Origin of the sequence: Virgibacillus halodenitrificans JCM 12304 (assembly GCF_001310895.1) — a bacterium.
GTDB lineage: Bacteria > Bacillota > Bacilli > Bacillales > Amphibacillaceae > Virgibacillus_Q > Virgibacillus_Q halodenitrificans.
Genome location: NZ_BAZS01000001.1, coordinates 1 through 15,590 on the forward strand (window position 1 = coordinate 1; position 15,590 = coordinate 15,590).

A 15,590-nucleotide genomic window follows, 5' to 3' on the forward strand; every position below is an offset into this window, starting at 1 on the left:
GAATTAATCGGCAGTAGAGCAAAACTTTCCGCCGGAGAATAAATTAATCAGCAGCAGAGCGATACTATCCGCCGGAGAACAAATTAATCAGCAGCAGAGCGATACTATCCGCCGGGGAACAAATTAATCAGCAGCAAAGCGAAATAATCCGCCGGAGAGCAATTTAATCGGCAGCAGAGCGACATAATCCGCGGGAGAACGAATTATTGACTGGAGAGCAAAGAAGTTTGCCTTAAATATTTAGGAATTAGCTATATTGGATTTTTTCAAAACGGGAATTTGTAGCTCTACCAAGTTAGTTCGCAGAGTATCTATTTTCCGAATCATTGAACCACCCAACAACATATACATTAAAACTAATTTTATAGAATACTAGTTTAAAATCTTTAACCTGTGACCATACTGTTTTTAACAGAGGAAGAGGGGGACTTAAAGATGAAGAAACTAGTATTTTTTGTATTTATATCTATTATTTTATTTTTTACTTTACCGCCACAAGGAGTTAGTCAGGAAAATACAGAGACTGATTATCAAATTATCCCTGATGATGCAATTCGATTAAGAATATTAGCCAATAGTGATAATAACGATGATCAACAGCTTAAACGGCTGGTTCGTGATCAAGTCAATGCAGAAATTAGTGAATGGGTCCAAGATATTACAGATATTGAAGAAGCTAGAAGATTAATAGAAGCACGTATTCCAGAAATTGAAAAAATCATTGCAAAGACAATAGAAGCAGAAGGACGAGACAACTCTTTCCAAGTTGAATATGGAAAGAACGTTACATTCCCTACAAAGCTCTATGGGGACTTTCTATACCCGGCAGGAGAGTACGAAGCAGTTCTAATCACATTGGGTGAGGGAAAAGGAGCAAATTGGTGGTGTGTGCTTTTTCCCCCACTATGTTTTCTGGACTTTTCCAATGGGACAAGTGTAGCTGAAGCTGCAGAGGTTGAAGAGAAAGAAATAGTAGAGGAAGAAGACGATGCAGAAGTTAAATTTTTTTTATTTGATTGGTTGGGATGGTCATAAATTATAGAGAAATGCATAGAATGAATTAATAGATAAAAGCTAGATTAGCAGAGTTAAATTTTTTCTTAGCACTTTCGAGGAATGTTTTTCAAAGGCCTGAAAATCTTATAATAAATAACAATTAGGGGTGATTAAATGAAATTAATCCGTGCATATGAGGCTGATGAGGCGAAGGTAGAGCAATTTTTGAAGAGCACACCGAATGTTAAAAAGGAAAGTTTAATGTATCAAGGCTATGTGGTGGAAATAGATGAAAAAATTGAAGCTTGTTTTGTTTTGGAAGAGATGGAAGATGGTATTTACTGGTTGAAGCAGCTATTTATTACTCAAAATAAAGCAGCAAAACTACCAGTCTTGCTAGAAGCTATTTTAACCCTGGCTAAGCATCAAAAGGCTAAAAGAGTGTTTGTACACAGTCACCAACCAGTTGTTGATATATTATTGGAAGCGCTACAATTTAATCCACAAAAAGAGGAAGTATTTGTGGATAAATATAAAAATGAACAAGGTAATTGGTGGTCTTATCATGTGTCCTAACAGGTTATGCACATTATCCACATGTACCTGTGTATAACCTGTGATAAGTTTGTGTATAATCGTGTAGAACTGTGTATATCTTTATTTTTATATTAGAGAAACCTTTTTGTAATAGGAAACAGCCTGTGGATAAATCATGCAGGCTGTTTTTATATTTTCTCTGTAAACTTTATAACTTTGCTAAATCCTTTTAGATCTTTTAAAATGTAGACAGCATAGAAAAGAGGTAGCAAGAATGGAAACAAAGCGATGGAATGTAACGAATATGGAAAAAGATATTACAAAAGATATTGAGGAAGCAGTATCCGTACTTTTGGCAGGAAATACAGTAGCTTTTCCAACAGAAACGGTTTACGGATTGGGCGCTGATGCAACGAGTGAGAAAGCGGTAGCGAAGATATTTGAAGCAAAAGGAAGACCTCAGGATAATCCACTTATAGCTCATGTTGCTACAAAGGAGCAGCTAAAAAAGCTGGTTACCGACATACCTGATTATGTGGATAAATTAATAGATTTATTCGCTCCTGGACCGATTACCTTTGTTTTACCGAGTAATGGAGTGTGCGCTGATAATGTGACTGCAGGATTATCCACAATTGGTGTGCGTATGCCCAGCCATCCGGTAGCTCAACAGTTGCTGAGAGCTTGCAATATACCAATTGCAGCGCCTAGCGCGAATTTATCCGGAAAGCCTAGCCCTACATCGGCAGATCATGTATGGGGGGACTTATATGGAAAGATAGCAGGGGTTGTTGATGGCGGGGCTACTGGTGTGGGTGTAGAATCGACGGTCATTGATTGTACGCAGGATATTCCAGTAGTATTACGACCAGGTGGCATTACACTTGAGCAATTAGAAGCTGCAGTGGGTACAGTGATGGTCGATCCGGCTCTTGTAAATAAAGATGAAAAGCCGAGAGCTCCGGGGATGAAATACCGTCACTATTCTCCAGACATAGATTTATGGCTGGTAAAAGGGGAACCAGCAGATATAGAAAAATTTATTAATGATGTAAGGGAAGAAGGGAAAAAAATCGGGTTTATGGCTAGTGAGCATACTTCTCATTTAGTTAAAGCTGATAAAAACCTCTCTCTTGGGTTTGATGCGAATGAAATAGCATCAAATTTATATGATGCATTACGTGCTTTTAAACACGGCGATGTAGATGTAATTGTATGTGAAGCTTTCTCAGAAGAAGGCATCGGACAAGCAATTATGAATCGATTAAAAAAAGCAGCAAGTCAATATATTGAACTGTAAACTAAAAGGGAAGTGAGTCAGTACAAGCTGACTCATTTTTTCATGAACTGCCTTAGAACGAATGAATTAATCGTTGGTTATTAATGATTGTGGCCCCAAAATATATCTTCGTTTATCGTTTTCCGACAGAAGACTCCCTCCTCAGTCGTGTGTAGGGTGAAGCCTAACGATAGGTGGGAGATGAATGTCGGTTAGGCGATAGCCTAAGGGCTTTTTGTTGCTTGCTTCATACCTTAATAGTATAATCAGTCTTATATAAATGAAAGGCTGATAGTAAAATGAAATTGGACAGTAATAATCATTCAGTATTCTCAATGTATTATCATCTTGTGCTAGTTGTGAAATATCGTAGAGAAGTCTTTGATGACAAAGTATCTGACTTTGCTAAAGATATGTTTGTAAAGCTAGGCGAAAAATATAATATCTCTCTAGTTGAATGGAATCATGATAAAGACCATGTGCACATCCTGTTCAAAGCACATCCTAACACGGAATTATCAAAGTTCATCAATGCTTATAAAAGTGCTAGTTCACGATTAATCAAAAAAGACTTTCCGCAAGTTAGAAAAAAGTTGTGGAAAGAAATGTTTTGGTCAAGAAGTTTTTGCTTACTAACTACTGGCGGTTCTCCCATCAATGTAGTTAAAAAATATATTGAAAATCAAGGAATGAAATGAGGTGAAAACAATGTTAGTCAACAAGGCATACAAATTCCGTATCTACCCTACCAAAGAACAGGAAATTCTAATTGCTAAAACAATCGGATGTAGTCGTTTCGTATTCAATCGCTTTTTAGGGCAATGGAACGATACATACAAAGAAACAGGCAAAGGATTAACTTATAATTCTTGTTCTTCCGAATTAACAAAATTAAAAAGCGAATTGGTATGGCTAAAAGAAGTTGATAGCATTGCCCTTCAATCCTCACTTAAAAATCTAGCTGATTCATATACACGGTTCTTCAAGAAACAAAATAAAGCACCACGCTTCAAGTCTAAAAAGAATAACGTACAATCCTACACGACTAAAGAAACAAATAATAATATTGCTATTGTAGACAATAGCATCAAGTTACCTAAACTTGGTCTTGTTCGCTTTGCTAAAAGTCGTGAAGTACATGGTCGTATCCTTAATGCTACTGTTAGACGAAATCCTAGTGGCAAATACTTTGTATCCATTTTAGCCGAAACAGACGTACAGCCACTGGAGAAAACGGAATCATCTATCGGTATAGACCTAGGCATTACTGATTTTGCCATTCTTTCCGATGGTCGCAGGATTAACAACAATAAGTTCACAATAAAAATAGAAAAGAAACTGAAACGTGAACAGAGGAAACTTTCAAGACGTGCATTAAATGCTAAAAACAATGGTATTAACCTTTTTGATGCTAAAAATTATCAGAAGCAAAAACGTAAAGTTGCTAGGTTACACGAAAGAGTAATGAACCAACGTAACGATTTCCTTAACAAGTTAAGTACAGAAATAATCAAAAACCACGATATTGTCTGTATCGAAGACTTGAATACCAAAGGAATGTTACGCAATCATAAGTTAGCAAAATCAATTTCTGACGTGTCATGGTCTGCTTTTGTGTCCAAATTAGAATACAAAGCGAATTGGTACGGTAAAACAATCGTGAAAATAAATAGGTGGTTCCCGTCTAGTCAAGTATGTTCCAATTGCGGACACCAAGATGGCAAAAAATCTCTTGAAATAAGAGATTGGACTTGTTCTGTGTGTCATAAACATCACGATAGAGATATAAATGCCAGCAAAAATATCCTAGCTGAAGGCTTAAGAACCTTGGTTTTGGCGTGAATAAAATACAAAACCGTAGGAATCTACGGGGATAGCTTGGTCAATAAGAGAAACCTCTGTTGGCAAAGAAATACGTCAATAAGTATGCTCTATTCCCAAGAATCTCCCACTTCAAACAACCCAAAGGGGGGTTAAGTGGTGAGTAGTTCAATAAATAATTGAACCACAATGTGTTGAGCCCATAGAGAAAACCCAGATTGTTCTATATACCAAGCATATCAAGCTTTGGACATGCATATAGTTTATAAGCATATCCAAGGAGGACAATCTATGTCAGGTTATATTGGTGAGTTTATATCACTCTTGTTTTTGGCTGTTGCATTGGGGTTGGATGCTTTTTCTATATGCTTGGGACTTGGCATGCAACGGTTACGTTTAAAACGTATTGCTATTATCGGTATGGTAATAGGTGCTTTCCATATTGTTATGCCTTCTATTGGAATTTTTCTTGGAAAAGTTATTTCGGGACAAATTGGCCATTGGACAGAACTGGCAGGCGGGGTCCTGTTGTTTGTCATTGGTGCTCAAATGTTCTTCTCCGCTTTTAGCCATGAAAAGCAGCGAGTAATTCAGCCGATCGGGGCAGGATTACTTTTATTAGCCTTCAGTGTAAGTATGGATAGTTTTTCAGTAGGTTTAAGTTTGGGTATTTCGGGTGTTAAGACAGCCCTTGCTCTTGGGTTGTTTGGGCTAATAAGCATGCTCATTTCCTGGGCTGGTATGCTTTTGGGAAGAAAGGTGAGAGGTGTACTCGGCGTATACAGTGAGATATTAGGAGGAAGTATTCTTATTGGATTTGGTATAAGACTTATATTTGGATAGAATATTACTTAGAGGTTTCTTGGTAGAAGAAGCCTCTTTTTCCTTTTAACTGTTTGCTTTAATTGAAGGTTTTTACTGTCTTTCTTACTTCGACGCGTTTGCGCTTTTGGTCTATAATTATGATATATTGTTAAGAGATATGAATACGGAGGGTTACCTATGAATATATTGTTTGTCTGTACTGGAAATACGTGTAGAAGTCCAATGGCTGAAGCGCTACTAAAGCATAAAATGCCAGAAGCAGAAGTTAAATCTGCGGGGATCTTTGCAGCGGAAAATCAACGACCAAGCCATAAGGCTGTGGAAGCATTGGAAGAAAAAAAGATTTCAATGAATCAGCTATCCCAGCCAATAACAAAAAAATTATTAAATTGGGCGGATCTTGTATTGACGATGACAACACAGCATAAGCAGTCGTTAATCATGGAATATCCAAACTATCAAGAAAAATACTTTACCCTAAAAGAATATGTCTCTGAAGCCGATAAAGAGGTATGGAGTAAATTAAAGCAGGTTTATGCGGAATATGAGGAGAAGCGCACTTTATTTATCCAAAAAAATCAGCATAAGATGGATCAAGCAACATTGAAAGAAAAGCTTTATGCTCACCTGCAGGATGATTTATTTCATATTCAACAACTAGAAGCAGATTTAATCAGTTATGATATTTCCGACCCATTTGGGGGAAGTCTTACTATTTATAAAACAACACGAGACGAACTGGAGGAATATATCGATCTGCTTATTAGGAAAATCTCAAAGTAGACAGGGGAAACGGATATGGAAAAAAAGAAATATCGATTCAGCTTGCGTCTCAAATTAGTGCTTCTGACAACTGTACTGGCAATTATTACTTATTCATGTAGTGCGTTCTTTTTGTATGTCATTTACGATTACGTCCAAGCATATTGGCAAATCTCTAAGGAATTATTTACGATCCTTACTTTATCTCTTGGGATATTTTGGTCTGGAGTATTAGCATATTTTGCTGCTGCAATGATTACCCGACCATTGGAAAAACTGGAGGAAGCGGCGTCAATGGCTGCAGACGGTAATTTAGATCAGGAAATTAATATTTCTACATCAGATGATGAGATAAGGTCTCTTGGCATTGCTTTTGATAAAATGTTAAAAAGCATAACAGCAATGGTGCAAGGAATTGATGAACATTTTAATAAGACAAATAAGTCGGTTATCTATATGAAGGAAGTATCTGATCAGGCTGCACAGCATTCTTCAATGATTCGTTCTTCCATTGATGATATCTCAAAAGGTGCAGAAAGCTCTTCTGAAGCTATTCAAAATACAGCGGAATCTGTTGAAATGGCAACTGAACTGGCAGGTGAGGTACAGCATAAAGCAAGCCAGTCAAAGGATAAATCAACGAATATGCTTGAAGTCCTGACACATAGCCGAAAGGCAGTAAATCAGCTGGTTACAGGTATTCAAAAGCTTGCGGAAGATCAAGAAGCATCTTTGACTGATGTTAATCATTTGAAGCAAAATGCATTGCAGGTGGAATCGATTATCTCTATGGTAGGTGGTATTGCTGAGCAGACAAATCTATTGGCATTAAATGCATCTATTGAAGCTGCAAGAGCCGGAGAGCACGGCAGAGGATTCGCTGTGGTTGCAGAGGAAATTCGTAAACTTGCTGATCAGAGTGCCCAGGCCGTTCACCGCATTTCAGACTTAATTGCAGCTATTCAGCAGGATGTGGACCTTGTAGTGAGGAAGATCAATGATAATGTCATGTATGCGAACAAAGAAGCGGCACAGGGCGAGAATACCAATAATGCAATTGAGCAGATGTCAGGCTCTGTGCAAGAAGTAGCTGCAGAAATTGATATGATCTCTAAATTAGTAGACAAGCAATTGAAATCTATTCAGAATACGGTGAAACAATCCCAAGAGGTCGCAGCTATTGCGGAAGAAACATCTGCCGGAGCAGAGGAAATGAATGCCTCTATACATGAGCAGGCTGCAACAATTGAACGGGTGGATCAACTGGCACATGAACTGGAGGAACAAGCAAACGGTTTGAGTAAACAATTGACCAAATTTACGGTATCATAGAGATAGATTTATAAAAAGGAGTTTTGCCATATGAAGGTAATTATTACTGCAGACCATGCGGGGATGACTGTACGAAATGAAGTGAAGGACCTTTTGGAAGAGATGGGTATTGAATATGAAGACACTGGATGCAGCTGCGAATCCTCTGTCGATTATCCTGATTATGCTTTACCTGCTGCAGAACGTATTGCAAAAGGAGAGTTTGATAGAGGGATTTTTATTTGTGGAACAGGGATTGGAATGTCTATTGCAGCTAACAAGGTAAAAGGAATCCGTTGTGCCTTAACTCATGATGTGTATTCTGCAAAGCTAACCAGACAGCACAATGATTCTAACGTGCTGGCATTGGGAGAGCGTGTCGTTGGTCCTGGTTTAGCTCGTGAAATTGCTAAAGTATGGTTGGAAACAGCATTTGATGGTGGTCGTCATGCTAATCGAATTGGTAAAATTGGTACGTATGAAGATAAATAAACTATTTTTCTGATTGGCAGGTGAATAAGCGATGACAAATAATAACGAACAATTTAAGAAAGACGTGGAAGCGATCGTAGAGGAATGGAAGCACGCTGGACTTCTTTCAAAAGGAAAACTTTTTGTCATTGGCTGCTCAACAAGTGAAGTTGCCGGTAAGCATATTGGTACGTCAGGAAGTGAATCTGTTGCTGCACACATTTTCGAAGCTTTGGAATCATTAAGGGAAAGCACTGGTATTGAATTAGTTTACCAATGCTGTGAGCATTTAAACAGAGCACTTGTGATGGAAAGAGAAACACAGGAAGCACATCAACTGGAAGAGGTATCGGTTATCCCTGTTCCAACAGCTGGTGGTTCTATGGCTTCTTATGCCTTTAAATATATGAAAGATCCAGTTGTAGTAGAGTCGGTAAAAGCTCATGCAGGAATGGACATCGGAGAAACGATGATCGGTATGCACCTAAAGCATGTTGCTGTGCCCGTACGTTTTAAACAGAAATATATTGGTAATGCGCGGGTTACTACAGCGCGAACCCGACCTAAGTTAATTGGAGGTCAACGTGCAAATTATGAAAATACGAGTGCAAATAACAGGTGCACGTAATTAAAATTTTATGGTAAACTGCAATGTAAATAGTTTAAAAATTTATTCATTACATAGGAGGCTATATCATGGAACATGTTAAACAAGCAGATAATGAATTATATGAAGCAATTCAGGCTGAAAAAAAGCGTCAGCAGGATAAGATTGAATTAATCGCTTCCGAAAACTTTGTTTCTGAAGCAGTGATGGAAGCAATGGGCTCTGTCTTAACAAATAAATATGCAGAAGGTTATCCTGGTAAAAGATACTATGGAGGCTGTGAGCATGTGGATGTCGTGGAAGACCTTGCCCGTGATCGTGCGAAGCAATTGTTCGGTGCTGACCACGCAAATGTTCAGCCACATTCCGGTGCACAGGCAAACATGGCAGTATACTTTACTGTTCTAGAGCCTGGTGACACTGTGCTTGGTATGAACTTGAACCATGGTGGCCATTTAACACATGGAAGCCCCGTCAATTTCAGTGGGACATTGTATAATTTCGTTGATTATGGTGTGGATAAAGAAACAGAACAGCTTGATTATGACGTTGTTTTAGAGAAGGCAAAAGAAGTTCAGCCGAAATTAATTGTGGCTGGTGCTAGTGCATATTCCCGTATTATTGATTTTGCCAAGTTCCGCGAAATTGCTGATGCGGTTGGTGCTTATTTACTTGTTGATATGGCACATATTGCTGGTCTAGTAGCCGCAGGTCTTCATCCAAATCCAGTACCATATGCTGACTTTGTGACAACAACAACACATAAAACACTTCGCGGTCCCCGTGGAGGAATGATCTTCTGTAAAGAAGAATATGCAAAAAAAAATTGATAAGTCTGTTTTCCCTGGCATGCAGGGTGGCCCATTGATGCATATCATTGCAGCCAAAGCAACCTCTTTTAAAGAAGCATTATCTGATGAGTTTAAAACATATTCTCAGCAAATTATCCAAAATGCACAAAAGCTGGGAGAAGCGTTGAATGAAGAAGGGATTCGTATCGTTTCCGGTGGCACGGATAACCATCTGTTACTTTTAGATGTGACTACACTTGGACTTACAGGGAAAGTTGCAGAAAAAGTGTTAGATGATATCGGAATAACTACAAATAAAAACACGATTCCGTTTGATACAGAAAGCCCATTTGTAACAAGTGGTGTGCGGATTGGTACGGCAGCTGTTACTACCCGTGGTTTTGGAGTTGAGGAAATGAAGGAAATTGCTGCAATTATTTCACTTACGCTAAAAAATCATGAAGATGAATCAAAATTAAAAGAAGCTGCAGATCGAGTTCAACAGTTAACGAATAAATTACCAATTTATGCATAAGAAAAAAGACAGCATAGCATGCCTTGAATGGCAGGTTATGCTGTCTTTTGATTGGTTAAAAGTAATGCTTGAGCCATCTATACAAATTGTTTCGTACACAGTAAGCAAGAATTTCTATGAAGTGTTTTCGACAAAACCTTGGAGATCGCTTGAAAGCTTGTCGATTTTTGAGTACAATTTTAAGGATACAATTATACTTAAGGAGTGATCGGAAGAATGGGTAATGTTTTCGTGTTGGATCATCCGTTAATTCAGCATAAGCTAACGTATATAAGGGATAAGAACACTGGTACAAAAGAATTTCGTGAACTGGTAGATGAAGTTGCAATGCTTATGGCATTTGAAATCACAAGAAATTTACCATTACAAGAAAAAATTGTAGAGACGCCAGTGACTGAGGCTAATGCCAGTGTGCTTGCAGGGAAAAAAATTGGTTTGGTACCTATTCTTCGTGCAGGGTTAGGATGGTAGACGGCATGCTAAAGTTGATTCCAGCAGCTAAGGTTGGACACGTTGGTCTATACCGCGATCCAGAAACGCTACAGCCTGTTGAATATTATATAAAATTACCTTCTGACATTCATGAACGTGAATTAATCGTCATTGATCCAATGCTTGCTACTGGTGGTTCAGCGAATGAGACCATTCACTCATTGAAGAAACGAGGAGCTCAGAATATTCGTTTAATGTGCCTGGTTGCTGCTCCTGAAGGTGTGGAAATGCTTAAAGAGGAACATCCTGATGTTGATATATATTTAGCTGCGCTTGATGAAAAGTTAAATGAACATGGTTATATCGTTCCAGGTCTTGGAGATGCAGGAGATCGTTTATTTGGCACGAAATAAATAAATGAGCTTTTATTGGAGTGGAGAAGCAAATGAAGCGTATTAAAGTGATGACAATATTTGGTACAAGGCCAGAAGCGATTAAAATGGCCCCTCTAGTACTGGAATTAAAAAAACGCCAGGAATTTGATCCAATTGTCACAGTAACGGCACAGCATCGGGAAATGCTTGATCAGGTACTGAATATTTTCCAAATAACACCTGATTATGATTTAAATATCATGAAAAAGCAACAAACCCTTGCTCAAATTACAACACGAGCGCTTGAAGGTCTGGATGAAGTAATGAAGGAGACACAGCCGGATATGGTGCTTGTTCATGGGGATACAACAACCACTTTCGCCGCATCTCTGGCTGCATATTATAATCAAATTGCCGTCGGACATGTAGAGGCAGGACTTCGAACATGGAATAAGTATTCTCCATATCCTGAAGAAATGAACCGTCAACTTACAGGGGTGATGGCAGATTTGCATTTCTCCCCAACTGAAAAATCAAAGCAAAATCTGTTGAGTGAGAATAAAGCACAATCCCAAATCGTTGTAACTGGTAATACGGCAATTGATGCTTTGAAAACAACGGTTAATGATGCATATTCAAGCCCTGTTCTTGATGCAGTCGGTGATAAGCGACTAGTGCTTATGACAGCACATCGCCGGGAAAACTTGGGTAACAATATGCAGCAGATGTTTCGTGCGATCAAGCGGTTGGTTGAAGAGCATGATGATATTCAGGTCATTTATCCTGTACACCTTAATCCAGTTGTTCAAGAAACAGCAAAAGAAATATTAGGTGATGATGATCGAATTCAATTAATTGAACCATTGAGTGTTGTAGATTTCCATAATTTCGCATCTCGTGCGCACCTGATTCTAACTGATTCTGGAGGAGTCCAAGAGGAAGCTCCTTCTCTAGGTGTACCTGTTCTTGTGTTACGGGATACAACGGAACGGCCAGAAGGAATTGATGCAGGGACACTGAAGTTGGCTGGAACAGATGAAAACACCATTTTTAACTTGGCTGATGAGTTGTTATCTGACCAAGTGGTCTATGACAGGATGGCTAAAGCTCCAATCCATATGGAGATGGGGAAGCATCTCGGCGTATTGCTGATGCGATCGTGAAATATTTTAACTAAGAAAAGACAATTCTGCCTGTTTAGGTGGGATTGTCTTTTTATTATATAGGTTGGATTTTCATGGTTCCATTGCAAATGCTAAGGCACAAACGTTATCTCGTCTATTCATAGTAAGAGAGAACTGCGAACTAAAGTATATCTCATTTTAATGAAGCGGATGGACCCATTGATTTCCGCTACAGGGGGACGCTTTCACACCTCCGGGTACAAGTGCGACATCTGTTCGTGACCTCACAGTGTCTACTTTGCCACCGGCATGGCTTCAGCCGCTTCCTTCGCTACGCTACGTCCAGGGTCTTCAGCTCATGCTATTCCGGTAGGAGTCGCCCCCTTCCGCTCCAATCAATTTGTATGATCTTTAATTTTTCAAATGCAGAGTGGGCCTTTCACTTGTCCTTGACGATGTAAGGCACCTGTTTACATCTAATACTAAATTCATTTATTGCTAAAAAGTAACTCTTAGCGGAGGAAAATACGGAGACTCCTTGAAAATGAAAGTACACATTTTCTTCGTGCGATGCTTTGCTGTCGAAGCTTTCCTTGTTCTGGGGGAGATGAGGCATAGGTGAGATCCCGGAATGCGTAGCATGAGGAGGCTCATCAGCCGCCCCCGAAAAGCGCAGTGTTTTCCGTAGCGGTGTTGTAACGAGATTAATATTTCAGTGAACTTTCCAGCAATAATGTTTTTAAAGTTTATTTATACTCCAAAAGTTAGTTCGAGGTTTATATATATTTGAGAATCCTAACATATAATTAGAATCTTTTTCATTAAATTACCCAAATCATTTTATGCTTAAATAATATTTGTCCCTTTATAAAAACCCAGCCGCATCTGCATGTATAAACTTCTTTTTATTCCTAAAACTACCTAGGAAAGGAGTACATGTATATGCGGCATATTTTTTTGGTATTGATCCTCACTATAATCATTGCCTTTTCCATTCAGTTACCTCAAGCAGCCTCAAAGGAGGAAGAGCTTCAATCCGTTATTATTGAAGTTGAAGGAGATCCGCTTGAACATAAAAAGTATATTAAAACATACCATCCATTTGTAAAAGTAGTAGAAACATATGACACCCTTTTTAAAGGATTGGCTTTACAAGCTCAAGAAAAAGATTTGGAGAAAATGGAGTCACTTGAATTTATAAAAAATATTCACGGTGTACAAACATACGAGGCAATTAGCATAACTGAAAAGAATGCAGATCAACATGCTGTGCTTCCATCTGCAATAAACCATACGGGTTATACAGGGAAGGGTGTCAAAGTTGGTGTAATTGATACAGGAATAGATTATACGCATCCAGATTTAAAAAAGAATTACCAGCAAGGTTATGACCTTGTTGATTTGGATGAAGATCCGATGGAGACTCTTCCCGAAGAAGGCCTTCCAACATTACATGGCACACATGTTGCAGGAATTATTGCTGCAGATGGAGAGCTTAAAGGTGTGGCCCCAAATGCAGAGATTTACGCATATCGGCTCTTGGTCCAGGTGGAAGTGGTACCTCTGTACAAGTGATTGCTGCAATGGAAAGAGCGGTTAAAGATGGAGTGGATGTAATGAATTTATCGCTTGGCAACACCGTTAATGGACCGGACTACCCCACAAGCATTGCCGTTAATCGTGCCATAGAGCTAGGAGTTGCAGTAGTAATTGCAAATGGAAATAACGGACCAAATAACTGGACAGTTGGTTCACCAGCAACTGCATCAAAAGCATTGTCAGTAGGCGCTACTAGTGCTCCTGCGAGCATTCCTTTCTTGTATGAACCTGTAACTAATAAGGAAATTCCTCTTCTACCGATGATTGGCTCTCTCCCGTGGGGATTAGAAAAGTATTATCCAATAGTTAATGCCGAGGACGGAAAAGATATGTCAGGAAAGATAGCGCTTCTTCAACGAGGGAAAATTCCTTTTTATGAAAAAGCAAAGCAAGCTGAAATGGCTGGAGCGATTGCAGTGTTAATTTACAATAACCAGGAAGGTTTGTTCCAAGGTATGGTAGAGAACGAAAATGATCCATTAACTGTACCGGTAGCAGCAATTACTAAAAAAAGCGGACAATGGCTAATTGAACAAATGAAACATGGCACCAAAGGGGTGGAAACGATTTATAAAGAAACTCCAGCTGCTATTGCCGATTTTAGCTCGAGGGGACCAGTCACTGTAAATTGGGATATTAAGCCAGATGTGCTTGCTCCCGGTACATCTATTTTAAGTACAGTTCCTGCTGGCTATAAAGAGTTACAGGGTACAAGCATGGCAGCACCACATGTGGCAGGGGCTATTGCTCTACTTAAAGAAGCAAAGCCGGATTGGACAGTTGATCAGTTGTTTGGAGCATTAAAAACGACCGCAGCTCACATGGAAACAGAAGAAGGAGAATCTTTGGATCCGATCGTTCAGGGGGCTGGAGAAATCCGTCCAGCGGAGGCAATTAACACGAACACAATTATTTATAATTCATTACTTGCTTTTGGAAAAGCCGATGGGGGAACAACAAATAAGGAGAAGAAGTTAGTGATAGAGAATATGACAAATCAACCAAAGACATATTCTTTCGATATACCTATGAAAGAAAAAGGAATCAGTTGGAATTTACCGCTCTCATTCACAGTGCAAGGTGGAGAAAAACGAAAAGTTCCTATTAAATTGACTATCTCCACTACACAACTGGAAGAAGGTTTGCACCAAGGGTGGTTAAAGCTTACGGAAGATGAAAAAACATATCAACTTCCATATTTATTTGTTAATAAGTCGGCAGATAATCCAAAAGCCATGGGATTCGAATTCACATGGAAGTCATTTTCTAAAGATATGTATATGTATCGTATATATATGGCTGAACCAGCTAAACGTGTAAAGATTGACCTGTACGACCCTGATACGCTTCTGTTTAATAGAACTATCCTGGAGATGGAAGAGCTGGAGACTGGGATAAATGAAGGACAGATCAGTAAATCGGAAGTAGGTAAGTCTGGTCAGTATAAGGCATTAATCACGGTCTATTTGGAAGATGGTTCTATTACCACCCATGAAACCCAATTGCAAATTGACGAAGAAAGCTAGAAGGCATTACTTTACTTAGGTAAGCTATAAATTCTATAGAGTGTGAGGCAAGTTTAAATGGTTAATCACTGCTAAGGAAAAACAAATGGTTTAAAAATTCATGCTTTAATCTCCTCGCCATAGAATTTTTGTGGCGAGGAAATTTTTCTGCGAAAGACAGATGGTTATCTATGATGGCGGATGAATTTCTTCCAATTAATAGTTTTTCTTATGGCTTGGTTAAATTACTCTATATCCAAAACCCCGTCAATTGGGGATTGTTTTAATAGTAGATGACATTATATATCGTAAATAAAGAAATTCAAAAAGTGTTCACAAAAACGTCACTTAAATATACTAGGATTTCCTTTATAATAATAGGGGGATTTCAGTGTCATTTCCAGATTGGCAATCCAAATGGAGGAATACCCTTGGGTGCATGATCCATAATGGCAAAAACAGGTAAAAATCCAATTTTAATCAGATACAGAACGGTATTAATTTTGATCCGTGGTTTGCGAAATGCTGCCCGACAAACGAGTTTGTTTCTACCAGTATATTCAAAAAATATTGGAAGTAATATGCAAGTCAAAACTGAGCTAAAACCAATTGACAATAGGG

The 15,590-nt window shown here is 38.8% G+C and carries 12 protein-coding genes and 3 pseudogenes; all 15 read left to right on the forward strand.

Annotated elements, in window-relative coordinates:
* The first annotated feature begins 435 nt into the window (after window positions 1-435).
* The 15 genes and pseudogenes from spoIIR to JCM12304_RS00070 all read left to right on the forward strand — a co-directional run bounded on the left by spoIIR (window position 436) and on the right by JCM12304_RS00070 (window position 14,990).
* A complete protein-coding gene (gene spoIIR / locus JCM12304_RS00005; protein WP_019378221.1) occupies window positions 436-1,035 on the forward strand; it encodes a stage II sporulation protein R in 600 nt (199 codons plus the stop codon).
* A gap of 135 nt (window positions 1,036-1,170) precedes the next feature.
* Window positions 1,171-1,572 (forward strand): GNAT family N-acetyltransferase, encoded by a 402-nt coding sequence (locus JCM12304_RS00010; protein ID WP_019378220.1) that lies wholly within the window; start codon window positions 1,171-1,173, stop codon window positions 1,570-1,572.
* A gap of 235 nt (window positions 1,573-1,807) precedes the next feature.
* Window positions 1,808-2,833 carry an L-threonylcarbamoyladenylate synthase gene (locus JCM12304_RS00015; RefSeq protein ID WP_060678138.1) on the forward strand — a complete coding sequence of 342 codons (1,026 nt, stop codon included), beginning with the start codon at window positions 1,808-1,810 and terminating at the stop codon, window positions 2,831-2,833.
* A gap of 278 nt (window positions 2,834-3,111) precedes the next feature.
* Window positions 3,112-3,510: an IS200/IS605 family transposase gene (tnpA, locus tag JCM12304_RS00020; protein ID WP_060678139.1), complete on the forward strand. Its 399-nt coding sequence runs from the start codon at window positions 3,112-3,114 to the stop codon at window positions 3,508-3,510.
* 10 nt (window positions 3,511-3,520) lie between these two features.
* A complete protein-coding gene (gene tnpB, locus JCM12304_RS00025) occupies window positions 3,521-4,654 on the forward strand; it encodes an IS200/IS605 family element RNA-guided endonuclease TnpB (protein WP_060678140.1) in 1,134 nt (377 codons plus the stop codon).
* Window positions 4,655-4,924: 270 nt separating this feature from the next.
* Window positions 4,925-5,476: a manganese efflux pump MntP gene (locus JCM12304_RS00030; protein ID WP_019378218.1), complete on the forward strand. Its 552-nt coding sequence runs from the start codon at window positions 4,925-4,927 to the stop codon at window positions 5,474-5,476.
* Between the two features lie 159 nt (window positions 5,477-5,635).
* Window positions 5,636-6,241 (forward strand): low molecular weight protein arginine phosphatase, encoded by a 606-nt coding sequence (locus JCM12304_RS00035; protein WP_019378217.1) that lies wholly within the window; start codon window positions 5,636-5,638, stop codon window positions 6,239-6,241.
* A 15-nt stretch (window positions 6,242-6,256) separates the two neighbouring features.
* Complete coding sequence (locus JCM12304_RS00040; RefSeq protein WP_060678141.1) at window positions 6,257-7,552, forward strand: methyl-accepting chemotaxis protein; 1,296 nt, start codon at window positions 6,257-6,259, stop codon at window positions 7,550-7,552.
* Between the two features lie 30 nt (window positions 7,553-7,582).
* Window positions 7,583-8,023: a ribose 5-phosphate isomerase B gene (gene rpiB, locus JCM12304_RS00045; RefSeq protein ID WP_019378215.1), complete on the forward strand. Its 441-nt coding sequence runs from the start codon at window positions 7,583-7,585 to the stop codon at window positions 8,021-8,023.
* 31 nt (window positions 8,024-8,054) lie between these two features.
* Window positions 8,055-8,630 (forward strand): TIGR01440 family protein, encoded by a 576-nt coding sequence (locus JCM12304_RS00050; RefSeq protein WP_060678142.1) that lies wholly within the window; start codon window positions 8,055-8,057, stop codon window positions 8,628-8,630.
* 68 nt (window positions 8,631-8,698) lie between these two features.
* Window positions 8,699-9,935, forward strand: a pseudogene (gene glyA / locus JCM12304_RS00055) (serine hydroxymethyltransferase).
* Between the two features lie 216 nt (window positions 9,936-10,151).
* Window positions 10,152-10,780, forward strand: a pseudogene (gene upp, locus JCM12304_RS00060) (uracil phosphoribosyltransferase).
* Window positions 10,781-10,812: 32 nt separating this feature from the next.
* Window positions 10,813-11,918, forward strand: a pseudogene (wecB, locus tag JCM12304_RS00065) (non-hydrolyzing UDP-N-acetylglucosamine 2-epimerase).
* Between the two features lie 889 nt (window positions 11,919-12,807).
* Window positions 12,808-13,440 carry a S8 family serine peptidase gene (locus JCM12304_RS19795; RefSeq protein WP_256200734.1) on the forward strand — a complete coding sequence of 211 codons (633 nt, stop codon included), beginning with the start codon at window positions 12,808-12,810 and terminating at the stop codon, window positions 13,438-13,440.
* A gap of 8 nt (window positions 13,441-13,448) precedes the next feature.
* Complete coding sequence (locus JCM12304_RS00070; protein ID WP_256200735.1) at window positions 13,449-14,990, forward strand: S8 family serine peptidase; 1,542 nt, start codon at window positions 13,449-13,451, stop codon at window positions 14,988-14,990.
* Window positions 14,991-15,590: the final 600 nt, after the last annotated feature.